At 42.8% G+C, this 24,070-nt stretch carries 25 protein-coding genes and 1 tRNA gene; 13 read left to right on the forward strand and 13 right to left on the reverse strand.

Annotated features, from left to right (window positions below; translation table 11 throughout):
* Entirely contained in the window at positions 1-654 is a 654-nt protein-coding gene (locus tag F0P94_RS14740) for a M48 family metallopeptidase (RefSeq protein WP_150904672.1), read from the forward strand.
* 413 nt (positions 655-1,067) lie between these two features.
* On the opposite strand, the gene F0P94_RS14745 is transcribed toward F0P94_RS14740, so the two are convergent.
* From F0P94_RS14745 to F0P94_RS14770, 6 genes are read right to left on the reverse strand one after another with little or no spacing between them, the layout of a single operon-like run.
* Positions 1,068-1,526 (reverse strand): hypothetical protein, encoded by a 459-nt coding sequence (locus F0P94_RS14745; RefSeq protein WP_150904673.1) that lies wholly within the window; start codon positions 1,524-1,526, stop codon positions 1,068-1,070.
* Positions 1,495-2,592, reverse strand: coding sequence for an adenylate/guanylate cyclase domain-containing protein (locus F0P94_RS14750; protein ID WP_150904674.1), 1,098 nt, complete (start codon positions 2,590-2,592; stop codon positions 1,495-1,497). Before F0P94_RS14750 ends, F0P94_RS14745 begins: the two co-directional genes overlap by 32 nt.
* 1 nt (position 2,593) lies before the next feature.
* Entirely contained in the window at positions 2,594-3,094 is a 501-nt protein-coding gene (locus F0P94_RS14755) for a Pycsar system effector family protein (protein ID WP_150904675.1), read from the reverse strand.
* Between the two features lie 36 nt (positions 3,095-3,130).
* Entirely contained in the window at positions 3,131-3,463 is a 333-nt protein-coding gene (locus F0P94_RS14760; protein ID WP_150904676.1) for a YegP family protein, read from the reverse strand.
* A 4-nt stretch (positions 3,464-3,467) separates the two neighbouring features.
* The gene (locus F0P94_RS14765; RefSeq protein ID WP_191907056.1) at positions 3,468-3,893 is read right to left on the reverse strand and encodes a lecithin retinol acyltransferase family protein; all 426 of its coding nucleotides are present in this window, start codon (positions 3,891-3,893) and stop codon (positions 3,468-3,470) included.
* 1 nt (position 3,894) lies between these two features.
* Positions 3,895-4,194 (reverse strand): DUF2188 domain-containing protein, encoded by a 300-nt coding sequence (locus tag F0P94_RS14770; protein WP_225307237.1) that lies wholly within the window; start codon positions 4,192-4,194, stop codon positions 3,895-3,897.
* A gap of 96 nt (positions 4,195-4,290) precedes the next feature.
* Here F0P94_RS14770 and F0P94_RS14775 point away from each other — a divergent pair, with 96 nt between their 5' ends.
* Both F0P94_RS14775 and F0P94_RS14780 read left to right on the forward strand, forming a co-directional pair.
* Positions 4,291-4,656: a helix-turn-helix domain-containing protein gene (locus F0P94_RS14775; protein WP_150904678.1), complete on the forward strand. Its 366-nt coding sequence runs from the start codon at positions 4,291-4,293 to the stop codon at positions 4,654-4,656.
* 2 nt (positions 4,657-4,658) lie between these two features.
* The gene (locus tag F0P94_RS14780) at positions 4,659-5,171 is read left to right on the forward strand and encodes an ImmA/IrrE family metallo-endopeptidase (protein WP_150904679.1); all 513 of its coding nucleotides are present in this window, start codon (positions 4,659-4,661) and stop codon (positions 5,169-5,171) included.
* A 265-nt stretch (positions 5,172-5,436) separates the two neighbouring features.
* Here the strand turns inward: F0P94_RS14780 and F0P94_RS14785 are convergent, their stop codons facing one another.
* Positions 5,437-5,664, reverse strand: coding sequence for a helix-turn-helix domain-containing protein (locus F0P94_RS14785; protein WP_150904680.1), 228 nt, complete (start codon positions 5,662-5,664; stop codon positions 5,437-5,439).
* Positions 5,665-5,792: 128 nt separating this feature from the next.
* On the opposite strand from F0P94_RS14785, the gene F0P94_RS14790 reads away from it, so the two are divergent.
* The 3 genes from F0P94_RS14790 (at position 5,793) to F0P94_RS14800 (ending at position 7,364) form a co-directional block, all read left to right on the forward strand.
* Complete coding sequence (locus F0P94_RS14790; RefSeq protein ID WP_150904681.1) at positions 5,793-6,329, forward strand: amidohydrolase family protein; 537 nt, start codon at positions 5,793-5,795, stop codon at positions 6,327-6,329.
* An 81-nt stretch (positions 6,330-6,410) separates the two neighbouring features.
* The gene (locus F0P94_RS14795; protein ID WP_150904682.1) at positions 6,411-6,923 is read left to right on the forward strand and encodes a hypothetical protein; all 513 of its coding nucleotides are present in this window, start codon (positions 6,411-6,413) and stop codon (positions 6,921-6,923) included.
* Between the two features lie 159 nt (positions 6,924-7,082).
* Positions 7,083-7,364 carry a hypothetical protein gene (locus tag F0P94_RS14800; RefSeq protein WP_150904683.1) on the forward strand — a complete coding sequence of 94 codons (282 nt, stop codon included), beginning with the start codon at positions 7,083-7,085 and terminating at the stop codon, positions 7,362-7,364.
* Between the two features lie 89 nt (positions 7,365-7,453).
* On the opposite strand, the gene F0P94_RS14805 is transcribed toward F0P94_RS14800, so the two are convergent.
* Both F0P94_RS14805 and F0P94_RS14810 read right to left on the reverse strand, forming a co-directional pair.
* Positions 7,454-7,527: transfer RNA gene (locus F0P94_RS14805), tRNA-Arg, on the reverse strand.
* Positions 7,528-7,585: 58 nt separating this feature from the next.
* Positions 7,586-8,314 (reverse strand): TVP38/TMEM64 family protein, encoded by a 729-nt coding sequence (locus F0P94_RS14810; protein WP_150904684.1) that lies wholly within the window; start codon positions 8,312-8,314, stop codon positions 7,586-7,588.
* A 314-nt stretch (positions 8,315-8,628) separates the two neighbouring features.
* Here F0P94_RS14810 and F0P94_RS14815 point away from each other — a divergent pair, with 314 nt between their 5' ends.
* Together F0P94_RS14815 and F0P94_RS14820 are read left to right on the forward strand one after the other, a co-directional pair.
* Positions 8,629-9,768, forward strand: a complete 1,140-nt coding sequence (locus F0P94_RS14815) for a cystathionine gamma-synthase (RefSeq protein ID WP_150904685.1) — start codon at positions 8,629-8,631, stop codon at positions 9,766-9,768.
* 337 nt (positions 9,769-10,105) lie between these two features.
* Positions 10,106-12,796 carry a T9SS type A sorting domain-containing protein gene (locus tag F0P94_RS14820; RefSeq protein WP_150904686.1) on the forward strand — a complete coding sequence of 897 codons (2,691 nt, stop codon included), beginning with the start codon at positions 10,106-10,108 and terminating at the stop codon, positions 12,794-12,796.
* Positions 12,797-13,053: 257 nt separating this feature from the next.
* On the opposite strand, the gene F0P94_RS14825 is transcribed toward F0P94_RS14820, so the two are convergent.
* Positions 13,054-14,301 (reverse strand): hypothetical protein, encoded by a 1,248-nt coding sequence (locus F0P94_RS14825; RefSeq protein ID WP_150904687.1) that lies wholly within the window; start codon positions 14,299-14,301, stop codon positions 13,054-13,056.
* A gap of 404 nt (positions 14,302-14,705) precedes the next feature.
* Between F0P94_RS14825 and F0P94_RS14830 the strand changes: the two genes are divergently transcribed.
* On the forward strand, positions 14,706-15,254 hold the full coding sequence (locus F0P94_RS14830; protein WP_150904688.1) for an arylesterase: 549 nt from the start codon (positions 14,706-14,708) through the stop codon (positions 15,252-15,254).
* A 179-nt stretch (positions 15,255-15,433) separates the two neighbouring features.
* Positions 15,434-16,519, forward strand: coding sequence for a DNA polymerase IV (gene dinB, locus F0P94_RS14835; protein ID WP_150904689.1), 1,086 nt, complete (start codon positions 15,434-15,436; stop codon positions 16,517-16,519).
* Positions 16,520-16,869: 350 nt separating this feature from the next.
* Here dinB and F0P94_RS14840 read toward each other — a convergent pair whose 3' ends face one another.
* Positions 16,870-17,103: a hypothetical protein gene (locus F0P94_RS14840; RefSeq protein ID WP_150904690.1), complete on the reverse strand. Its 234-nt coding sequence runs from the start codon at positions 17,101-17,103 to the stop codon at positions 16,870-16,872.
* Positions 17,104-17,236: 133 nt separating this feature from the next.
* Between F0P94_RS14840 and F0P94_RS14845 the strand changes: the two genes are divergently transcribed.
* The 3 genes from F0P94_RS14845 to F0P94_RS14855 all read left to right on the forward strand — a co-directional run bounded on the left by F0P94_RS14845 (position 17,237) and on the right by F0P94_RS14855 (position 19,765).
* Positions 17,237-17,818 carry an RNA polymerase sigma factor gene (locus F0P94_RS14845; protein ID WP_150904691.1) on the forward strand — a complete coding sequence of 194 codons (582 nt, stop codon included), beginning with the start codon at positions 17,237-17,239 and terminating at the stop codon, positions 17,816-17,818.
* A 37-nt stretch (positions 17,819-17,855) separates the two neighbouring features.
* Positions 17,856-18,995: a S1 family peptidase gene (locus F0P94_RS14850; RefSeq protein ID WP_150904692.1), complete on the forward strand. Its 1,140-nt coding sequence runs from the start codon at positions 17,856-17,858 to the stop codon at positions 18,993-18,995.
* A gap of 353 nt (positions 18,996-19,348) precedes the next feature.
* Positions 19,349-19,765: a BrxA/BrxB family bacilliredoxin gene (locus F0P94_RS14855; RefSeq protein WP_150904785.1), complete on the forward strand. Its 417-nt coding sequence runs from the start codon at positions 19,349-19,351 to the stop codon at positions 19,763-19,765.
* Between the two features lie 595 nt (positions 19,766-20,360).
* Here the strand turns inward: F0P94_RS14855 and purD are convergent.
* A complete protein-coding gene (gene purD / locus F0P94_RS14860) occupies positions 20,361-21,668 on the reverse strand; it encodes a phosphoribosylamine--glycine ligase (protein ID WP_150904693.1) in 1,308 nt (435 codons plus the stop codon).
* Positions 21,669-21,874: 206 nt separating this feature from the next.
* Positions 21,875-24,061, reverse strand: coding sequence for a DNA helicase RecQ (gene recQ, locus F0P94_RS14865; protein ID WP_150904694.1), 2,187 nt, complete (start codon positions 24,059-24,061; stop codon positions 21,875-21,877).
* Between the last annotated feature and the right edge of the window lie 9 nt (positions 24,062-24,070).

Below are 24,070 nucleotides of genomic sequence, written 5' to 3' on the forward strand. Positions count from 1 at the left end.
GTGGAGCTTCCCGCAAATCATATTTTAATTCGTAAAGACGTAAAACACGCGCGCCTTCGCGTAAGTGAGGATGGTAAAGTTAGGGTGATCCTTCCGAATTCTTTTAACCAAGAAGATCTTAATGCATTGCTGAGCAAGAAGAAGCACTGGATTGAAAAGAATCTCAGATACTTCAATGAAAAGTCGCAAATTAAGCTCCAACGGAATCAAATCTTACTTTATGGAAACAGGTACAGCTATTTTTATGATAGTGCAGTACATAAAGTTTTAATTGATCATGACCACTTGAGCATCCGTAGCAATAAGAATTTATTGGAAGATTCGACGCAATTGAATTGGTATAAGGGCATTGCTAGAAGACATTTGATTCTTAGAACTGAAGAGTTAGCTGAAAAGCTTGGATTCACTTATAATCAAATATTTATTAGAAGCCAGAGAACCAAATGGGGTAATTGTTCTTCAAATAAAAATATCTCCTACAATTGGAGAATAATTAAGGCGCCTCTTTTTGTAATAGATTATCTGATTGTTCATGAATTAGTTCATACAGTGATTATGAGCCACACTAATAAATTTTGGGTACTGCTAAAATCTTATTATCCAAATTATAGAGAGGCTATTAGTTGGTTGGATAAGTACGGAAATAGTTTGTAGTATTGGCTTATTTGCCAGCTTTAACGATGGATAGTTAGTTCTGATATGGTGCGGTGATTTGAAAAATTAAGAACATCCTAGTTCAAACTCAATGGAATTGTGAAATTCATGCAACAAGCCGCCAATGTAGTGACTCAAATCTAAAACTATTGACTAGTAAGATCAATATTAATTCTAGGTGCTGAAGAATTTATTTAATAGGCCATACTATATTTAAGAGTATCTGGCATAACAATATTCTTTGTAAAGGAAGCTCGGGAAGTATTAAATGTTTATAAAGTAACCCATAAAATTGCAATGGTAGGTTATTTATTAGAATTGTTAAGAGAATTGTAGATTTATAGAAGCTTAGACCACAAACTACTTTTAAATCATTTAACAGATTAACCTAGCTTCTGCTAAAACAGATAATACTATAATCCTTTATCCTTGTTAATGTTTTTCTCTGACTCTTTAAAATGTGTAGGTGATTCTCTGCCTTTCCATTCATTACCATTGATTAAATAAAGCTCATAAAATATAACCCATTCTATAACCCAAGGGATAGTATAATACGCAACTTTAATTCTTTCATTCCAAGGCATATCCTTAGGATAATGTAAGCATAAGCTATGGTCATTATACATGTGGATTTCTTTACATGGATCAATTTTGGGGAATAAAATAGTGGAACGAGGCTCAAAACCAGTCACATACTCAATTTTGACCTTATACTTATCTTTACAACCAGAAGGTTGAACCCAGCCTAAACATGATAAGACGTTATCTTGAATTGAGCAAGTCAGGAAGTTGTAATGTTGTTCGATTAATCGTTTTTGATAAGTTAAGAATGCATATTTATTAAAGCTTCTTATAGGCCATTTTATCTTCATAGTGAAATCTATGGGGTTGATTAGGAAGTCCTGTTACTAATGAAATATTCCCGGTTGCATCAGTTCTTGCATTTCCAGAATTAATCAAATTAGCACTTTGAGTTAGTAGGTTAAACCGATGTTGTTCTAATTCTTTAGGAGACAGATTATATAGTTTTCCAAAGGTATTTTCTTTAATGAATTCAAGCCCTTTTAGATAATTAAACCAGTCAAAGGCATATTGAGTGTATAAGAAACCTTTATTATCATCTCTATAGATGTATCTATGCTCTACTTCTCCTTTACTGTTTCTTACTAAATCGAATAAAACATCGGGGCAGCTTAAGCGTTGTTTAACATGATCACCGACTACAATTCCATTAGCAGTTGCATGAGCTTGCATTTTACTTGCCAAGCTGGTGTGAAGGCTATTAGTAGTTATTTCACAGCAGTTAGAAGGACCAAAGCTAGCCCACATAACATCATCGTCATCTCCATAATCTATACCTATTCTAGTATTAATATTTTCAATCCCTTCAGCCTCAAAAAGCAATTTTAAATCATTCTTGACAAAGTAAGTAAAGAAACTGGTAGCTGTAATTGCCCATTTAACAGATGAGTTCTTATCAACACCTTTACCGCCGAAATATACAAATACACCATCTCCTTGTAATCTTTGAATATAGCCACCAAAGATTTTACAAGTATCTATAGCTGCTCTTTGAATTGTGTTTGTGATTGTATAAATAGTAGATAGGTCATGCTTTTTGTGAAGGTTGGTTGACCCTTTAATATCAATAAAAGCAGAAGTAATATAGTGCATTTCCTTATCTCCTGTTCCTTTAAGATGATTAAAGTCAGGGTGTTCTCCTAAAGCAGAATTCTTCATTGTAGGAATTCGCATTAACTCAGCTAATTGCTTAAGTTTAGGAGAAGGCTCAAATGATAATGATTCATTTAGAGTTAAACTATTTTCTTGAGCAGTTATTCCTCGTTCAAACCCAGAAAAGTTACTGAATCCTTTCGTGATTTTCTCTTTATTTAGAGCTTGACGGATAGTTTCAGTATAGGTATTATAAAAGTCCATATTATAAAATCTGAAGTAGATTATAGAAGAAGAAAGGTATTATGATAAATTCTAAGAAAATGAGGATTCCTGCCCATTTAAGGCACTTAAATTTAAATTTAAGTCCAAGTGCTAGAGAATGTGATTGTATTATTAAATCATCAAGTACCTTTTCTTTGTTTGCACTATGGATATTTAGTTTATATTCACTCAAACTGATAGATGCAATGTCTTGATAATAAATATATGACTTACCACTAGTTAGGTTAGATGACCCTAGATAAGGCAGAATAGAGAATAGAGTAACACTTATAGATAGAAAACAAATAATTGATAAAACGATTAAATAAAGCTTGATTCCAGGGTTGCTAAGTATTTCTTTTTCACGAATTACTATAAAGCAAGCACCATAAGCACTTAGTAAAAACGTATTCATACCCAGATAAAACTGCCCTTTATTATTGACAGAGTCATAGTAGTGATCAAACCTTGCTATCGCAAACCTTAACTCTTCATGTTCCATTTTAGACAATATTTATTAGGACAATTAATTCTGGTACTAGTTCTGTTCGTAAATAGGAGCTAATGGAGCATCTCTCTTAACTGCAGAAATGCCGTTTTCTCTTGCAGCCATTGTCGTATAAGATTCACTTCTTCCTATGATTTCTCCATTTGAGCCTTTCAAGTTAAAAGTGTAGCTGAAGCCAGATAACTTTCGGTCATATCTAGAGTCATGTGGTGCATTTGTTTTTACAGACATTATACCAACTCTGCATGACTGATTACTAGTATAACCTTCACTACTTAATATGATTTCTCCGTTTATAGAGGTCAATCGGAAATAAAACTGATTGTTAATGCCTCTGAAGATTGTAAATTTTGGGTTTGACATGTCTTTAGTTTTTGATTAGAAATCCGAATAATAAACCTAGTCCAACAACTCCTATGGTAGCGGACACTTGTTTGCTGATTGGTCTGTTAGTTGTTACTTCAGTTACAAAATGCTCGCAATTGTAATTAATTAGATCATATGGCTTACCAACCTTAGATAATGCCATTTCTACTACTCTTCTCCTTTGGTAAGCAGTTGCTTTTAATCTATTTATTCGTGTCACCTTAGGCCGATTTGCAAAGAAGCTCGAAAGCCTTGTAAGACTTACGCCCTTACCAATAATATTCTCGGTAATATAATGCGATCCATAATCATCACTGCCTATATATAAGGCATGATGTTGAACCAAATTGAATTCACTCTTAGGGGTTACTATGGTGTCTCCGGGTTTTAACCCTAGCTCAAATACTTTTCTTAATTCTTGATTCATTTTAATTTTTGTCTTTAGGTGGGAAAGGGTCATTTCCAAAAGAGTTTCTTTCGCGAATTCTACCATTTCTTCCGTGAATAAATAATTCTGATTGTTGATTTGAAGCAATTCCCTTAGCAACTCTTACTGCTTGCTCTTGAGTATGAGTCACTTTAGTCGCTTTTTCATTACCAGCTCCCTTAATAGCCCAGCCATTAGGATGCTTAACTACATGCTGATTTTTCCCTTTAGTCATAAATTTTCTTTTTAAAGTACACGCAAATATAATAGCTATTTTTGAAATGTCAAGTGTTGTAAACAAAATTTAATGTTTGTAATACAAACAGTTTGCGTTTGTAAACATTTATCTGTACATTTGTGGATAAATATTCCTTTTTGTGGATAAATTTGTGGGAAGATGGAAGAGGAAAAAGAGTTTTATACCAACTTAGGCCTACGAATAAAGGCTCTAAGAGAAAAGTCTAATTTGAAACAGGAATCATTTGCCCAATTACTTGGACTGTCAAGAGCTTCTGTAGTTAATATTGAAAAGGGGAGACAGAACCCAAGTTTCTTTCTTATCAATAGAATGACTAAAATACTTGGAGTGACTTTTGATGACTTGATTATAAAGGTGGACCTAATAGAATCTCAGGAGGAGACACTCATTTCGCCATCTATGGAAAGTATGATAAAGGGGATTGCTGAAAAGGAATTTAAAGAATCTCCAGAATCAGTTAATAAGTTAAGATCATTTATAGTTGAAAGTTTAACAGCTAATTAAGAATGTCTAAGAGTATAGAAAATCTTACTACTTCAATTCTTAAAGACTTAAATGTTACTAAGGCACCTATAGATATAGTTAATATCGCTATAAAAAAGGGAGTGACCATTAAGCCTTATGATCTAGGCGATGGTGTGTCAGGAGTTCTGGTAGTTGATAAAGATAAAAGCGTTATCGGTTATAATCCTTCTGAGCACGTTGTAAGACAAAGATTTACCATTGCACATGAGCTAGGACATTTTATAATGCATCGTTCTCAAGCAGAGTTGTTTGTAGATAAAGAGAAGGTTTTATTTAGGAATCATGCGTCTTCTACCGGGGAGATTAAAAGGGAAAGGGAAGCAAATAACTTTGCAGCTTCCATTTTAATGCCCGAATACCTTATTTATAAGGAAATCAATGATAGGCATATTGATTCTATTGATGAAACTGCTATAAAGGAATTAGCTAAAGTTTTCAATGTAAGTCAGCAGGCTATGACTATTAGATTGACCAAACTTAATCTTTTCTGGTAGGTTGGGTTATCTTATAAAATCATAACTAATTAAAGGCATCAAGTAATTGGTGCCTTTTCTGTTTAATCCCTTCCGGAAAGAACCCAAGTATAGGAATCACCTTCTATTATGTCTTTATTGAAAGTTCAGTTTTTCATGTCCGCAACCTCCATTAGTGCATTATCGCACTCCTATGGTCAAGAACAAAGTCTTAATAGCTCTTATAGCCTTTAAAGCTTCTGATTTCTTTTAAACTGATTACTTTAAAGCCAGGGGTGTTCTATTATTAGATACCTTCTGAGAAAAAATCTTTCAATGTCATATTGTGAATCTCCAGTACATTGAGTAAGGTGCGAATTGTAAAATTAGCTTCACCTCTTTCTAATCTCCAGTATTGCACCCTTCCTAAATCATGTGCTACTGCAAAAGCTTCATAGCTACTATATCCTTTCTGGATTCGTAATTCTTTTAGTTTCCTGCCGATTGCCTTTAATGTTACTTCTTCGCCATTCATAAGCGAAAGTTGGAAGTAAAGCATCATAAATGTTACTCCATAAAAACAACATCACATAAAAAACATCTTATATGAAATAATATTATATTTGAGTTTAGCCACAAATAATCACTTAAATCAAGATATCTATGGAATCATTATTAATTGGAGGCCTTCAAGGTCTCTTGAACTATGCAGGTTTGTCTTTACTAGACAAGATGAATATTAAAAAGTATCAACGAAAAATGGAAGAAGGTACAGCCACCATGACCCAATGTAGCAAGGTGGTTTCACACCTAAAGTCAGATAAAGATGCAAATGCAAAGATTAGTTACTTGTGTGATCAACTGATAAAGAGAAACAGGCAAACCTTATTTGCAAATGTAAATCTTGGCGTGTTGGCTGTTCTTGATCTAATAGAAGCTGGCTATGATGAGAAGATCTTGTTAAGTACAGGTAAGTATTTAAAGTCTAAGGTTTATCTTGAAAATGCAATACGCATAAGCAAAGATACTTCTATAGTAGAGTATGAATTTGAAGATCTACCGACTTTAAGCTGTCTATATTCGATGATGAATTACTATTATGGGTATTTGCTTCACTTACAAGGTAATTCGTCTGAATCTAATCATTATAAAGAATTAGGGCAGAAGCAATTGCCAGGTATGGGAGGATTGCCTTATTAATCAAATGCAGGTGGTAATAAATTATTCTCAAACTACGAGATATTAATATTTTAAACTGAAGTTAACCTAACTTTAAAAACTATGACATTAAATCTAAACAACGCTGATTACCTGGTAAAATCAGATAGAGTTGATATAAATGAACTCATGAAAGATAATATAGAACTTTATAGAAATATGCTTTCTAATAAAGATACAGACGAGACCTGGAAAGTATTTATAGAACATTTTCTCCTGCCTTATAGGATCAGCTACTTTAAGTTCATCTACAACAAAGAGTACTATACTGCTTCAATACAAACTCGGTATTCCTTGGATGAGAAAAAAGTTTCTCCTACTTTACTGTTTTTCACGGAGGTGCCTAATATTAGAGAAGAAGGTTATCCGGAATGGTTCTATATGGCATTTCCAGATATAGCTGATTGGGTAATACTTGGTGAAGGTATACCTGTATTGAAGCAGGAATTTGCAGGGATATCTAAAGAAAAGTTAATTATTAATGGGCAGTATACTTGGCCATACTTGAAAATGGTGATTGAACTTTATAAAAGCCACACTAATAACATGTTGGAATGTGAGATGTACCCTAATTAATTAGGGTATTCTGTAAAATAAAAACAAACACACATTCTTTCTTTTAAAATGACCTGGCCAGTACCTATTAGAGTTTAATGTTTTGTTTTAGTACTATATCTTCAAATAAAGTATATTAGAAATTATATTGGCTTGTGTTTCAATTATTATAAAAGAAAGATGAAAGAGTTAAGAAAAGTTACCTTTAAGAAATTACTTAAGAACAATGCGGGAGGGTACTTTAGAGAAGATGCTTCTAGTGAACACGGATATTTCCATAGGTGGTTTAAAGAGTTCAATGAGCCTTCTTCGAAAGGCAATACCACTCATAGAATATTAGGGTTGATCGAAGCTGCTGATGGAAAAATTGTGAAGGCTTTACCTACGTCCATTACTTTTACTGGTTCAATGGGCAATCCAGATCAAGAGAGAACTGGTAATGGATTTGCTCCAAAAAACTAGTAGTTAGTTAAATGTTTTACCAATGTTTTACCTGTAAATGAAAAAAGCCCCTAAGATGTTGATTCTTAGGGGCTATTAACTACTAGTTGTGGTCGCGTAGGGAGTCGAACCCCAAACCTTCTGATTCGTAGTCAGATGCTCTATCCAGTTGAGCTACGTGACCATTGCGTTGTATTGCGATGCAAAGGTGCGAAGAATTTTAATTACTGTCAAGTCTTCGCTTAAATATTTTTACGATTTTTATCAGAACTGCGTTTCAAAGCCTTTTTAATGGCATTATTGAGCAAATAATAGAGGCCAAAAAGAGAAACGACAACAAGGCCGATGAGCAGCACCTTGCCGAAAACGCCTTCGTTCGGGTCCTGCAGTAGATGCAGCAAGTCGCTGGCCTGGGTGCCTACCCAGAAAAAGAACAGCGTGCGCGGCAGCATGCCGGCCATGCTGGCAATCAGAAACTTCTTCAGGGGCACTTTTATAATGGATAGCACAAAGGTCATGAAAGCAAAGGGCAGCACCGGCGAAATGCGCGAAAGCAGGATCAGTTCCCAGCTGTGGTTTTTCAGTTCCTCCATTACAATGGCCGCCTTCGGGAAATGGTTTATGAAAGCCGTCATCCGGCCGTGGTCGATAAGCTGCGCCACCTTGTAGCCAATAAATGCCGCAATGCCATACGAAACCACTACGCCCGGAAAACCTTCCCAACCCAGGAAAAAACCGGAAATAAGCGCTACGAAGGTGGTGGGCGTTAAGGCAAAGGCCATGGTAAAGGAAGCTACCATGAAAAAAGCCAGCATTTGCCAGAAGTGCAGGTTCATGAAAGCCTGTTGGTGTTCGTAGAAAAAATAAATCAGAAAAGAACTGGCAACTACCGGTACGGCAATCAGCAAAAACAGCGAAACCAGCGTAGAGCGGTTTTCCCGGTAAAGTTCTTTAAGCGCGTTCAGGGCCATGGGGTTAATTTGAAGATTTGAAAATTTGAAGATTAGAAAATGCTTTTGAGATTCGTTTTTAGTTTCCAAATCTCCACATCTTCAAATTTTCAAATTCCGGAACGGTAAGTTTCTACGAAAAAAAGTCAGGGGGAGCTAAAATCTTTCCGGCAACGATGTTCGGGTAAAAATTTTTAACTTGCAAACAACTTAACGGAAAGGCCAGAAAGTAGTACCTGAAAAATGCTCCAGAAAGAGAATAATCAGGAAATTCGCTTTCCCGAAAGTCTTTTATCTTTTGTCTTACATCTTTAATCTGATTTAATAGCGAAACCATGAAATTCGGAACCAAAGCCATACACGCCGGCGTAGAGCCGGACCCGACCACCGGCGCGATCATGACGCCGATCTACCAGACCTCGACCTACGTGCAGCGCTCACCCGGCGATCACAAAGGTTACGAATATTCGCGTACCCACAACCCAACCCGCACGCAACTGCAGAATGCGCTGGCGGCACTGGAGAACGGCAAGCACGGCCTTTGCTTTGCCAGCGGCATGGCAGCTATCGATGCGGTAGTTAAAATGCTGAGCCCCGGCGATGAGGTTATTTCCACGAACGACCTGTACGGCGGCAGCTACCGGATCTTTACCAAGATCTTCCAGAACTACGGCATTAAGTTTCATTTTATTTCAATGGCTGATATTAACAACATTGAGAATTATGTAAACGAAAACACGAAGTTGCTTTGGGTGGAAACCCCGACCAACCCGCTCCTGAACATCATCGACATTAAAGGTGCAGCCGCCATTGCCAGAAAGCATAACCTGAAACTGGTAGTGGATAATACGTTTGCTACGCCTTACCTGCAGTTGCCGCTCGACTTGGGCGCCGACATTGTAATGCACTCGCTTACCAAATACATGGGCGGTCACTCGGATGTGGTAATGGGCGCTTTAATTGTAAAAGACGACGAACTGCACGAAAAGCTAGCCTTTATTCAGAATGCCAGCGGCGGCACGCCCGGTCCGCAGGACTGCTTCCTGCTGCTGCGCGGTTTAAAAACCCTGCACCTGCGCATGCAACGCCACTGCGAAAACGGCCGCGCCATTGCCCAGTATCTGAAAAACCATCCGAAAGTAGAGAAAGTATTCTGGCCGGGCTTCGAAGACCATCATAACCATGCTATTGCCAAAAACCAGATGCGCGATTTCGGCGGCATGATCTCGTTTGTGCTGAAAGGCGACAAAATGGAAGATGCCATTCAGACGCTGGAAAGATTTAAATTCTTTGCTTTGGCCGAATCGCTGGGCGGCGTAGAATCGCTTTGCGGCCATCCGGCCAGCATGACCCACGCCAGCATTCCGCGCGAAGAGCGCATGAAAGGCGGCCTGAGCGATTCCCTGATCCGCTTAAGCGTAGGCGTGGAAGACATCGAAGACCTGATCGCCGACCTGGAACAGGCTATTGGGTAGTTTTTCAGCCCAAAAGGCTATCGTTTTTAAACAAAAAGCTTATTAGCATTTGGCACATTTGCTTGACGGGATTTTGTAATCCCGTCTTAACCGAGCCGTGGGATTTGTAATCCCACTTTCTAAGAAGCAACATGGTCATGCACTGGTTTTTTCCTGAAAAGGCTATCGTTTTTTAAGTAAAAAAGCCCCGGTTTGCACCGGGGCTTTTTGTTTGTATTTCGCTACGGTTTAAAGGCTAAAAACTGCCGGGGTACGTTCTGTTTATTCGTTTATAGAGTCGTCTGGAAGAACTTGCATTTTCTCCCTAAAAGTTGTTATTTCAGGGAAATATCCGGATATGAACTACACCCGAAATTTCCTGCTGCTTTTCGTTTTTTGTTCTGCTTTAAGCGTTCAGGGCCAGGTTTTTCTGAAGCCTGAACCAGGCAAAGGTCTGACCTTTAAAGAAATGCAGCGCCAGTTCAACGATTGGGCTAAAAAGACCGATTTATCTAAAACCAGGTACTGGAAATATTTTAAACGCTGGGAAATGGAAATGACCCTGCACACCGATGCCACCGGCGAACCGGCAGATCCGGCTATTTATGTGCAGGGCGCTATTCAGGCGGCAAATGAGAAAATGCGGGGAAGCAATGCGCGTTTTTCAGCCAATGCCTGGTATCCGGTGGGGCCAACTTCGGTTCCTAATAACCAGACCGGCTATATGGAGAACGGCATCGGCCGGATCAATTGCATTGCTTTTCACCCTACCAGTACCAGTACCTATTTTGTGGGCGTGGCGCAGGGCGGCGTCTGGAAAACCACCAATAACGGCCAAAGCTGGACTCCCCTCACCGATAATCTGCCCATTACCCGCATCAGCGACATTGCCATCGATCCGACGAACCCCACAACCATGTACATTTCCGTTTGCGACTTTGAGTACATTGGTTCCGGTTTAAAGATAAACGGGCGGAACAATACCCACTTCGGCTTAGGGGTTTATAAAACGATTGATGGCGGCGCTACCTGGAACCCGACGGGCCTTAGTTTTCAAATGACGCAGGGCGATGTTTCGCTGATCCGGAAAATTATGGTAAATCCGGCCAACAGCAATAATGTAATTGCCTGCGGCGTAAATGGCATGTACACCTCCGGCGATGCCGGCCTAACCTGGACCAGAGTAGTAAATGAATTATTCTGGGATATGGTGCAGGACCCAGGCAATGCAAATACCTTATACGCGGCTACCGGCTGGGTGAAAAACAGCAATACCGGAAAAGCGGGAATTTACAAATCCACCAACTTCGGCGCCACCTGGACCGCCTTAACCACTAATATTCCGCAAACGGGTACGGTGCAGCGCATAAAATTAGCCGTAGCGCCTTCCGACCCTAATTATGTGTATGCCATAGCCGTAGATACAGATAACGGTTTGCACGGAATTTATAAAACCACCAATGCCGGCACAAGCTGGCAAATTATTAATCCGGGGGTAAATGTACTGGAAGCTTACAACGGAAGCGGCACTGGCGGCCAGGGGAATTACGACCTGGCCCTGATGGTTGACAGAAATAACAGGGACCTTGTTTTTTCCGGCGGGGTAAATATCTGGGGCTCTGCCGATGGGGCTCAGTCTTTTTCGCCGGTTAGCCACTGGACTACCAGTTATGGCCCTACCCTGCACGGCGATATCCATTTTATAGAGCAACAACCGGTTACAGGAGCTGTTTTTGTTTGTAACGATGGCGGTTTATACCGCACCACCAACCTGCAGCTGGGTAACTGGAACCAGGCTAACAGCGGCATTCCGTGGCCAACCCAATGGACCAATATCAGCAATGGTATGGCTATTACCTCTTTTTACCGTATCTCCAGTTCTAAAAATACTACCGGCAGAATTGTGGCCGGCGCGCAGGATAACGCTACCTTTTACTTCGACGGAACCAGCTGGAGCACCATTTTAGGGGGCGATGGCATGGATAATTACATCGATCCGGGCAACAACTCCGAACTTATCGGTTCTTCGCAGTATGGCAATTTTTACCTGCACGCAAGCAATCTGCCTAACCTCAGCCCTTTGTCTTCCTCCTTAAACCCGAATAATGAAACCGGGGAGTGGACCACGCCTTTGGTTGCCAATTACAATCAACCGGGTACGCTTTATGTTGGGTTCGAAAACGTGATGAAGTCAACCAACGGAGGCTTAAGCTGGAATAAGATCTCTAATTTCCCGCGAGGTTTTAACCAGTCTGAGATTTGTGCACTGGCCGCTTCGCATGCTAACAACAATGTGGTTTATGCAGCAAGAAGAGCCCGGCTGGAATACAATATTTTAGGCACTGTTTACCGGACTTCTAACGGCGGCAACACCTGGACCGATATTACTGCCGGGCTACCGGATTCGGTTTACTATACCAGTATGGAAGCAGACGAAACAGACGCGAACACCGCTTATATAACCATAGCGGGGTTTCTGAACGGGAAGAAAGTTTACAGAACCACCAATGGAGGCGCCAGCTGGCAGAATATTTCCTACAACCTGGCCAATGTGCCCGTGAACCGGGTAAAGCGGATCCCGGGCAAAAATTACACGGTGCTGGCTACCGATTTTGGCGTTTATGTTTTACCGGACGGCACCACCACCTGGATAAACCAAAGCCAGGGACTGCCGAACGTAATTGTTTCCGATATCGAATTTAATCCCAGCCTGAATAAGATTTACATTACCACGTTTGGCCGCGGCATCTGGGCTACCGATCTGGACGTTTTTGTTTCCGGGATGAGATCTGCCAAGGTTGCAGATGCCGGTATCGATTTATACCCCTCCCCCAATAACGGGAGCTTCACCCTGAAATTCCCGGCCGGAAAAACAGCCAGAGAAACCTACCAGCTCGAAGTGATCGATATAACCGGCAAAGTGGTTTACAAAGCGGCCCTTACCGGCAAGGTTGAATACAGGCAGCAACTAAACGTTCCGGCAGGATTATATTTTGCTAAAATTACCGGCAAAAAAACGTATAGCGTAAAGCGGTTTATTGTAGAGTAAGTAACTGACTTTACGAAAGCTTTAGTTGCCGGAACTATAATTTACAGGATTAAAGGATGCACCTGCTTTTCCGCTAAAAAATTACCATGAACCCGAGGCGGAAGGATCTCTAATTCCCGAGTTCACGTTAATTTGGGTTTAAAGGCATTAAGGCTTGAACATTAACATCAGGACCAAAAACATGTAAAAAACTATTAATCAGGTAATCAGACAACCTATTTGCCTTTTAAATTATACGGTTATTTAAATCCTGCTACTTAATTACAATTTCCATTAATAATATCGGTTTCCGTAGGATTCTTAAGATTATTATAAGGGCTGTAGCCAGCACCTCTTACGCTATTTGTAAAAAAGTTACGCAAGCCACAAAAATCCGATAAGGACGCATTATAATGAATACTCATAAAGCCCTGCACCGAAGTGAGGCTATTTAAACCATTTAAGTTTAAAAGAGCATCATTTTTTATAATACTAAGTTCTCCCTTTATAGTATTCAGCCGGCTTAAGCCATCTACGTGCTGAATAGCCTGATTGTGCTCTATCCTGAGGGCCCCTACTGTGCGGAGGTTGTTTAGTCCATTTAAGTCAGGCAGAACAGCGTTTTGGGTGATCCAGAAATAACCACCAACGGAAGCTAAGTTTTGCAGGCCGCTTATGTCTGTTAATGCATAGTTGTACGTAAGCCATAAATTTTCCCCAACGGTGCTAAACTGAAGCAGCCCATTCAGGTTAGCAAGTTTAAAGTTTTGGGAAATAGTAACCGATTTACCAACAGCAGACAACTTATTGAATCCATTTATAGCAGGCAGCAGGAAATGCCCTTCCAACCGGAAGTCTTCGTTTATAATGGTCAAATTCCTGAAACCATCCAGATTAGTAAGTTTATCGTTTCCTGAAATTTGCAAAAAGCTGCCTATGGAATCGAGGTTGTTAAAACCATCTATCTGGGCTAGTTTATAATTCTGGGTTATATCCAGAAACTTTTTAATGGTAGCTAACTTATTAAAACCATTTAAATACTGAAGCGACCCATTCATAAAAATGCTTAAACCCCAGCCTACCGAAGTCAGGTTGCTTAGCCCCAAATCTATATTGCTTAGAGAATCATTTCGGGAAATAGAGAAAGTAGATCCTACGGATGTTAGATTATTAAGTCCGTTCAAATCTCTCAATTTGATATTGGAGTTAATCTGCAAATCTTTCCCAACCGATTCCAGGGTATTTAGAGGGCTAAGGTTCGATATATCGGTGACCTGATTATGAATCAGGTTACCGTTCGGATCGAAAGGACCAATGTACAGGTTTCCCGTTATACCTTTATACCGTTTTGCTCCAAAATCAACTACTTGTTGCTGAGAACTTAAGAATACATCTCCTTCTAAAACTTCCGGTTCCGGTGTGTTTTTTTCAACTGTTTCTTTTTCGCAGCTCATTAAAGTTATGGATAAAAGAAAAGCACATAGAACCTGAAAAAAGGCCGTTGTTAATTGCATATTTTTGCCCATGACCGATGTTTTTTTTCCAAATCTACGCAAAATCTACCGCCACCCAAAGTGTTATTAAGCACAATAAGGAGCTTTAAAATTTACCCCTCAGCTTCATAATCTTTTTGCTTCAGGCTAATAAGGCTATCCAGGCAATTACCATTCGCTTGCGGATGGGCCTTCAGAATTGAATATAATTTAGGCACCCACTTGAAATATTAGTTCCTGGGCCTTTTAAACCTGAATAGTGCATATTTAGCAACTTACTTTCTGCTAAACCTTAGCCCTGTTTTCACACCAGGCATTCCTTTCGTTAACAACCTGAAGCCAGGGCTCCGTATAATATTTCTAAAATTGAATTACAAGACTCCCTATTTCGAACTTTGTACCGTATAAACTAAATAAAATCCTAATCACTTTCCAACATGAAAACCATACTATTTTTCGGCGACAGTTTATCGGCTGGTCACGGCGTGGGGCAAAGCAATGCGTTTCCTGCGCTCATTCAGAAGCAGATAACCGAAGCCGGCCTGGAATATAAGGTGGTAAATGCCGGTTTAAGCGGGGAAACTTCGGCGGGAGGAAAATACCGGATCCATAACTGGCTGAACCGGAAGATGGATATTTTTGTGCTGGAGCTGGGAGCGAACGATGGCTTACGCGGCATTCCGGCACGGGAAACGAGCCAGAACCTGCAGGAAATTATTGATGTCGTAAAAAAACACCATCCGGAAACGAAAATAGTATTGGCGGGAATGGAAATTCCGGATATTTTCCCGGGCCGTTATGCAGCAGAATTCCGGGCGCTTTTCCGGCAATTGGCACTTAAAAACAACCTGGCATTTGTCCCGTTTTTGCTTGAAGGTGTGGTGGGTGTACCGCATCTGAATTTATCCGACCACGTGCACCCCAATACCGAAGGCCATAAAATGCTGACCCAGCATATCTGGGGCGTTTTGAAAGACCTGCTTTAAACGTGGGCCATTTTTTTCCTGAGCCCCTCCTCCCCTTTTCAGCAGATAAAATTACAGCGGCTTGCCTTCTATCTCAAAACGGCAGCAATCAGTTTACCTGAAAATCAATCGCTTTAGTTTTCAGCAAAAAATACTACCATTTTGAATGCGTAACTTTAAAGCTGAAAAAACAACCTGGCTTGCGCAAGATCATACACATAGACATGGACGCTTTTTTTGCTTCGGTGGAGCAACGCGATTTTCCGGAATTACGCGGCAAACCGGTGGCGGTGGGCGGCTCCGGACCAAGAGGCGTGGTGGCAGCGGCCAGTTACGAGGCAAGGCAATACGGCGTGCATTCGGCCATGCCTTCCAGCATCGCCAAACGCAAATGCCCGCACCTGATCTTTGTGAAAACCCGATTTGAAATATATGAAACCGTTTCGCGGCAGATCCGGAATATTTTCCTAAGCTATACCGACCTGGTGGAACCGCTTTCCCTCGACGAAGCTTACTTGGACGTGACGGAAAACAAATTCAACCTCGCTTCCGCTACCCAAATTGCCAAAGAAATTAAAGCCCGCATTCAGGAAGAAACGCAATTAACCGCTTCGGCCGGGGTTTCCTTTAATAAATTTCTGGCGAAAGTGGCTTCCGCACTGCAAAAACCCAACGGCCTTACCGTAATTCCTCCTGAAAAAGCAGAAGCCTTGGTAGAAAGCCTTCCGATCGAGAAATTTTACGGCATCGGGCAGGTTACCGCGGCCAAAATGCACGGTTTGGGAATAAGAACCGGTTACGATCTGAAACAGCACAGCAAGGAAGAACTGATCCGGAATTTCGGCAAATCGGGGGAGTATTACTATTACATTGCGCGGGCGCAGGACGACCGGCAGGTGGAACCCAACCGCATCCGGAAATCGGTGGGCGCAGAACGAACCTATGCCGAAGACTTGGAAACGATAGCCGAAATGGACGAAAAACTAAAACCGCTGGCCGAAGAAGTAGCCGAATACTTAACCGAAAAAAACAATGCCGGCCGCACGGTAACCGTGAAAATAAAATACGCCGATTTCACCCAGACCACCCGCAGCAAAACCTTTTTGTCGCACATTCAATCCGGGGAGCAACTCTGGCAGATCTCCAAAGAACTGTTACGTACGCCCTTTGAGCCGCAATTGCCGGTGCGTTTGCTGGGCGTTTCAGTTTCAAATTTGCTTTCCGAAGAGGCCGAAAACCACCAGCGGTATGGTTTTCAATTGAAGTTTCCTTTCCAAAGGAGCTGAAATTAAATGTAAAGATGCTGTTGTTGGGGTTTTCACAATAGTCGTCTGGCTAATTTCCGCCCCAATGTAGAGACGTAATATATTACGTCTCCATTCGGGGCACAAATAGTGGCGTTCAGGTATAATGCAGTTCAAGCCTGATATAAAATCTGATAATTTGTCGCAATGCTGTGAAAGACGTAATATATTACGTCTCTACAGGCAAAATCACAATAAAACATCTTAGCCTCACGACCATGTTGTTTTCACCAGCAACTTTTAACCCAATCCATCAACCGGTACACTTTCCACAAAAAAAGCCCAACCTTGCGGCCGGGCTTTTCAGAAAGAAAAAAATCAGGAACGCTAAATTATTTCGTTTCAGTTTTAGTTTCTGTATGAACAGTAGTATCGGTTTTGATAACGGCATCAGCCTCTTTATCCATAACTACCGCAGTATCACCGGCTTCCGGAGTAGTTGCTTCGTCAACAGTAGACTCTACAGATTCAGTTGTAGACTCAGCAGTTTTCTCAGCTTTGTTGCAAGAAGTAGTGAAAGCAGCGAAAGCCAGAGCTACGAAAGCCAGTTTGAAAGAATTTTTCATTTTGTTTATCGGTTAATGTGTTTTAGTTTTAATCCTCCTTTTATTCCGCAAAGGGAAAAAAGTAACCCATCAGAAAAAAATATTTTTTTTGGGTTACAAATCCGAACATTAAGTATTAACACCTGAAACGTGCATGCAAAGAGCGGTTGAATATACAGAAGAAGCATTGATTTCCGGTTTACGGAACGACGACGACAAAGCGCTGGCTTACCTGTATAAGTTGCATTACCCCATGGTCTCGCATTTTATTCTCAGCAACAGCGGCACCTCCGACGAAGCAAAGGACATCTTTCAGGAAGGCGTACTGATTTTTTACGAAAAAGTAAAAGACGGCACCCTTGAGCTTACCTGCCAGATAAAAACCTACCTGTACTCGGTTTGCCGCCGGCTGTGGCTGAAAAAGCTCGCCGAAAAGAACCGGTTTTCCGGCACCCTCGATTCGGAAGATTTTATCAGTCTGGAAGATGAAGTGGTGACGCCCGAAGAAACCGAACACAAATTTTCGGTAATGGAACGCGCCATGAACATGCTGGGTGAACCTTGCCGCACGCTGCTGGAAGATTTTTACATAAAAGACAATTCCATGCAAGACATTTCGGAGAAATTTGGTTATACAAATGCCGACAATGCCAAAAACCAAAAATATAAATGTTTAATGCGGCTGAAGAAATTATTCTTCGCTGCCTATAAAACCGCCGCGCCGGCCGAATTTTAGGCGCCGCCTTAACCGATCCGTGAAACGGAATAGTATCATGACTGAAACAGAAGCAATCGCCTTAATAGAACGCTACCTGACCGGGGAAATGCCGGCCCGGGAAGCAGCCGATTTTGAGGCGCGACTCCGCCTCGACCCGGTGCTGGCCCGGCAAGCCCGCGAATTTGAAGAACTTACCAGCGCCTTGCAGCAATACGGGCAACGTCGCGAGGTGAAGAAAAAACTGAATGCCATTCACGCCGAAATGGAGAAAGCGGCCATGACAACAGAGCCTGCCTTTAGCTTTGAGGCACCAGAAGCGGAGCTGGAAACTATCAAGCCGGTACAGCCGAAATGGCGCATCTTCTGGAATGCCCATTCCACCACCATTGCCGTTGCCGCTTCCGTAGCTATTTTAACCGTATTCAGTACCCTGCTCAGCATCCAGCTTTGGAATTCCATGGGCAAACAAACCATGCGCTACACCGAACTACGCCGTGAGGTAGAAAATATCAAGAAAAACCAGCGCGCCATAAACCGGGCCTTCAACCGGAAAGTAGCCCCGAAAGCAGAAGTGAACCCGGGCTCGTTCAGCGGCACCGGTTTTGCCCTGACCGAGAACGGCTATTTTGTAACCAGCTACCACGTAATTAACGATGCCGATTCAGTTTACATCGAAAACAAGAACGGCAGCCGCTACAAAGTAACCGAAGTGTACAAAGACCTCGAGCACGATCTGGCCATTCTGAAGGTTTCCGATCCGAACTTTACTTCTTTCGGCACCTTGCCTTATACCGTTTCCGGAAACGCTGCCGATCTGGGCGAAAAAGTGTACACGCTGGGTTTCCCGCGCGAGGACATGGTTTTCGGTGAAGGTTCGCTTAGCTCCCAATCAGGTTTCGAAGGCGACACCGCAGCTTACCAGATCTCCATTCCGCTGAACCCGGGTAACTCCGGTGGTCCGCTTTTCGACGACAAAGGCAACCTGATCGGTGTGATCAGCGGCAAGCAGCTCGACCTGCAAGGCGCAGCCTTTGCCACTAAATCTACTTACCTCATGACCCTGGCCGACCAGCTAAAATCAGATTCTGCTACCCGCGTATCTTTGAGCCGCCAGAACAACCTATCGGGCCGTCCGCGCAAGCAGCAGCTAAAGAAACTGAAGGACTTTATCTTTATGGTGAAAGTTTATAATTAGTGATTAGTGAATAATGATTAGTGATTAGTAAGTTATTGAATTGTGAAGAGCCAGCCTTTCGGTTGGCTTTTTGCTTTTTGGAGCTTTCCATTTTGTAAAGGATGAAATATCAGCACTTCCTTTTGAGCCGAAAAAGATAGCATTTAGAGATTTCTCCATCACTTTTTCCTTTAGATTTTACCATAAGCTCCTCTCTAAATACACCTGTCCTCCTGAGCTGAACTACTAATCACTAATCATTATTCACTAATCACTAAAAGCTGTCTTTCTGGCAGATTCGCATTTCCGGCTTGGTTTTCGTAAATTTGTAGTGAATCTTATTTTTTCAGTTTTTAAATATCAGAATTATGGGAATGTATCCTGAATATATGGTTGCCCCGATCCGGGAAGACTTAACCTCTGCCGGTTTCGAGCAATTAATGACCCCGGAAGAAGTAGAAAACGTACTGGGCTCAAAAGAAGGTACCGTGCTGATAGCCATCAACTCGGTTTGTGGTTGCGCGGCTTCTAAAGCCCGTCCGGCCCTGAAAATGGCCGTTTCTTCCGCCGATAAAAAACCGGCTAAACTGGTTACGGTATTTGCCGGCATGGAAGGCGAAGCTGTTTCTAAAGCCCGTGAGCACATGCTGCCTTATCCGCCGTCTTCGCCTTCTATTGCGCTGTTCAAAAACGGCGAACTGGTGCACATGATCGAGCGTCACCACATTGAAGGCAACGACTTAGTACGCATTGTAGATAACCTGAAAGGCGCTTTTGAAGCACATTGCTAATTTTGAGTAGCAGTTATTTGGTAGCAGGTATCAGGTATCTGGACTTTTTCTGGCGAAACGATAGCGTTTAGCCTAAAAATAAAACCCCGACTGAAAAGCCGGGGTTTTATTTTTTCTTTACGAAAGCTCTGGTTAGTAATTTCAAGTCCCCCTTTGGAGGAGGCAAGGGGGAGGACTACGCATTTCTGATCAATTCATAAAAAATCAGATAAAGTGAAATCCTCCCCCTCCCCCTCCAAAGGCAGGGTCGTTTCATTCTAAACTAAATCTGCTTTTTTAGTAGCTCTTCTGGATTTTTTTAATCCAGAAGCTGCCTGAAGCGGATTTATCAATCCGCGTTTACTGCTCAAATACTCAAAAGCGCGGATTGATAAATCCGCTACAGGTGGTTTTCGGATAAATATATCCGAAAAAGCAATTTTACTTTTAGAATGAAACGGCCCTGCCTCCGAAGGGGGAATTTCTCCACAATGTGCTTAAACCGTTATTGCATGCAATGACGGGATAAAACGATAGCGCTTTCCAAAAAAAACTCCTAAACAGCAAACCCCGACTGAAAAGCCGGGGTTTGCTGTTTTAATTTCAATCACTAAGTTTAAGCGGTAGGCTGGTTTAGTTTTTCCAGAGCCATTAAATCGAAGCCGATGTCTTTGCGGAAGTAGCGGCCTTGCCATTTAATGTTGGTGGCGGCATTGTTGGCTTTTTGCAGGGCATCTTCTAAATTTTCGCCAAGGGCGGTTACGGCAATTACGCGACCGCCGTCGGTCACTACTTTTTTCTCGTGGGTCAGTTTGGTGCCGGCGTGGAAAACCTGAACATCCGGCGCTTTATCGAGGCCGGAAATTTCTTTGCCTTTTTCGTAATTCTCCGGGTAACCGCCGGCAACCAGCATTACGGTGGCAGCCGTGCGCGGATCTACTTCCAGTTTAAAGCTGCTCAGGGTATGGTCGTGCATGGCTTCGAAAAGTTCGAAAAGATCCGATTTAATGCGCGGCAGAATCGATTCGGTTTCCGGGTCGCCGAGGCGCACGTTGTATTCGATCACGAACGGATCGCCGCCTACGTTCATTAAGCCGATGAACAGGAAACCGGTGTACGGAATATTCTCTGCCTGCAAGCCTAGTAAGGTTGGCTCGATGATGCGTTGCTTTACTTTGTTCATGAAGGTTTCATCAGCAAAGGAAACCGGGGAAATGGAGCCCATGCCGCCGGTATTCAGGCCGATGTCGCCTTCGCCGATGCGCTTGTAATCTTTGGCTTCCGGCAGCAGCACGTACTCTTTGCCGTCCGTCAGGATAAAGGCTGAAAGCTCGATGCCTTCCATAAATTCTTCTACTACTACTTTCGCGCTGGCTTTGCCGAACCGTTGATTTTGCAGCATGTCTTTGAAATGGTAGCGGGCTTCTTCCAAATCTTTGGCAATGATCACGCCTTTGCCGGCTGCCAGTCCGTCGGCTTTCAGTACGGTCGGGAAGCTTTGGGTTTCGAGGTAAGCCAGGCCTTCGTCGAAATTTTCGGCGGTAAAGGTTCTCGATTTGGCGGTAGGAATGCCGTATTTCTGCATGAAGTTCTTCGAGAAATCTTTGCTGCCTTCCAGGCGCGCGCCGGCTTTGCAGGGCCCTATTACCAGTATTTCTTTCAGGTATTCGGTGGCCAGGAAATAATCGTGAATGCCATCTACCAGGGCCGCCTCCTGCCCTACCACCACCATCATGATGTCGAAATCGGTGGCGAATTTGGCAATTTCTTCGAAGTCGGTTACGGAAACATCTACGTTGGTAGCAAACTGGGCGGTGCCGGCATTACCGGGAGCTACAAAGATCTTTTCGCAGTACTGGCTCTGGCTTAATTTCCAGGCAATGGCGTGTTCGCGGGCGCCTGACCCGATGATGAGGACTTTCATAGTGTATGCGTTAATGTTGACGGACGTTGCTGATTCGGAAGGTATTCTTTAAACCGGCAAAACGGCAATCAGTTTTTAAATTGTATTCGTTTTATGGTAAGCTTCAGGTTTTCAGGCCTTAAACCTACCGTTTTACAGGAATAAAAAAAGGCCAGCATTTCTACTGCCAGCCTTCTTTTATTTATTCTTTCATTTTCATTCCGTTCTTAGTTAGCGTACTCAGACAAGAATTTGATGCGCATCAACCGCAGGTCTTCTTCCGAATAATCGTCGGCGCCGAGTTCTTTCAGGGCCACGGCAATGTTGTCGGTAGTAGCCTGCATAAAGTAATCGTACACCTCGTCCTGCCGCTCTTCGTCCAGAATACCGTCTATGTAATAATCCAGGTTCAGTTTGGTGCCGGAGTAGCAAATGTGCTCGATCTCTTCGATCAACTCCGGCATGGTAATGCCTTTGGAAGAAGCAATTTCCTCGAGGTCCATTTTCTTATCGATCTGCTGAATGATGTAGATCTTGATCTTCGACTTGTTTACGGCCGATTTCACGACCACATCAGCTGCAGTCATAATATCGTTATCGGCTACGTATTTGGTGATCAGATCCAGGAACGGTTTGCCGAATTTCTGCACCTTGCCCATTCCCACGCCGGCAATATGCGCCAGTTCTTCTTTGGTGGTCGGGTAGGTAGTGGCCATTTCCTTTAAGCTCGGGTCCTGGAAGAGCACGTACGGCGGCAGGTTCTTTTCCTTGGCCAGTTTCTTCCGAAGCCCCTTCAACATTTCGAACAGGTTTTCGTCGTGGCCGGAGGCGGTCTGGTTTTCCTGACGTTCTTCTTCCTTGGCTACTTCTTCGTCGTAGTTATGATCTTTGGAAAGCTTAATGGAATGCGGGTTTTCGATAAAGTTCAGGCCTTTTTCCGTGATCTTCAGCACGCCGAAATTCTCGATGTCTTTTTCCAGGTATTCGGAAAGCAGCACCTGCCGCACCACCGAGTTCCAGTACTGAATGTCGTGGTCTTTGCCTTTGCCGTACACTTCCAGCTGGTTATGGCCGTAGCTTTCCACGTACTGGTTTTTCATGCCGGTAAGCACCGCCGAAATATGATCGATACCGAAACGCTGCTCGGTTAATACGACCGTTTTCAGGGCCAGCACCACATCATCCTGGGCCTCGAATTTTTCTTTCGGGTGCACGCAGTTGTCGCAGAAACCGCAGTCTTTTTCGTAGGCTTCACCGAAATAATGGAGCAATTGCTTGCGGCGGCAAACGGCCGAATCGGCGTAGGAAGCCATTTCCTGCAGCAACAGCTTGGAGTTATCGCGTTCGGTTACCGGTTTGTCTTTGCTGAACTTCTCGAGCTTTACAATATCGTCGTAGCTGTAGAACATCAAGCAGTTACCTTCCAGGCCATCGCGGCCGCCGCGGCCTGTTTCCTGGTAATAGCCTTCAATGGATTTCGGAGTGTCGTAATGGATTACAAAACGCACATCCGGTTTGTCGATGCCCATGCCGAAGGCAATGGTAGCTACAATCACGTCGGCATCTTCGTTCAGGAACGCGTCCTGGTTGGCCATCCGGATGCTGGCGTCGAGCCCGGCGTGGTAAGGCAGCGCTTTCACGTCGTTTACGCGCAGCAATTCGGCAATTTCTTCTACTTTCTTGCGGCTCAGGCAATACACAATGCCGCTTTTGCCTTTATGCGATTTTACGTACTTAATGAGCTGCTTCTTGGTCTTGTGCTTCGGCCGAACCTCGTAATACAAGTTGGTGCGGTTAAAGGAAGATTTGAAAACCGAAGCCTCGTCCATCTGTAAGTTCTTCTGGATATCGAGCTGCACTTTTGGGGTAGCCGTAGCGGTGAGCGCAATAATGGGCAGGTCGCCGATCTGGTCGATGATGCCGCGGATGCGGCGGTACTCCGGACGGAAATCGTGGCCCCACTCAGAAATACAGTGGGCTTCGTCGATGGCTACAAAAGAAATATTTGCTTTCCGGAGGAATTCCAGGGTTTCTTCTTTGGTGAGCGATTCCGGCGCTACGTACAGCAGCTTTACTTCGCCGCTGATCGTTTCCTTTTTCACCTTGTTCATTTCCGACTTAGACAAAGTAGAATTCAGGAACTGGGCGTTCACGCCGAAAGCGTTCAGTTGGTCCACCTGATTTTTCATCAGGGCAATAAGGGGTGAAATAACGATCGCGGTACCATCGAGCACTAAGGCTGGCAGCTGGTAGCATAACGATTTTCCGGCACCGGTCGGCATGATCACGAACGTGTTCTTGCCTTCAATGATGTTGCGGATAATCGCTTCCTGGTTTCCCCGGAATTGACTATAGCCAAAAACTTCCTTTAATTTGCTTTTCAGTTTAACGTCGTCTTTCTCTAATATTTCCATCTTGGATGT

Origin of the sequence: Adhaeribacter soli (genome assembly GCF_008727925.1) — a bacterium.
Taxonomy (GTDB): domain Bacteria; phylum Bacteroidota; class Bacteroidia; order Cytophagales; family Hymenobacteraceae; genus Adhaeribacter_A; species Adhaeribacter_A soli.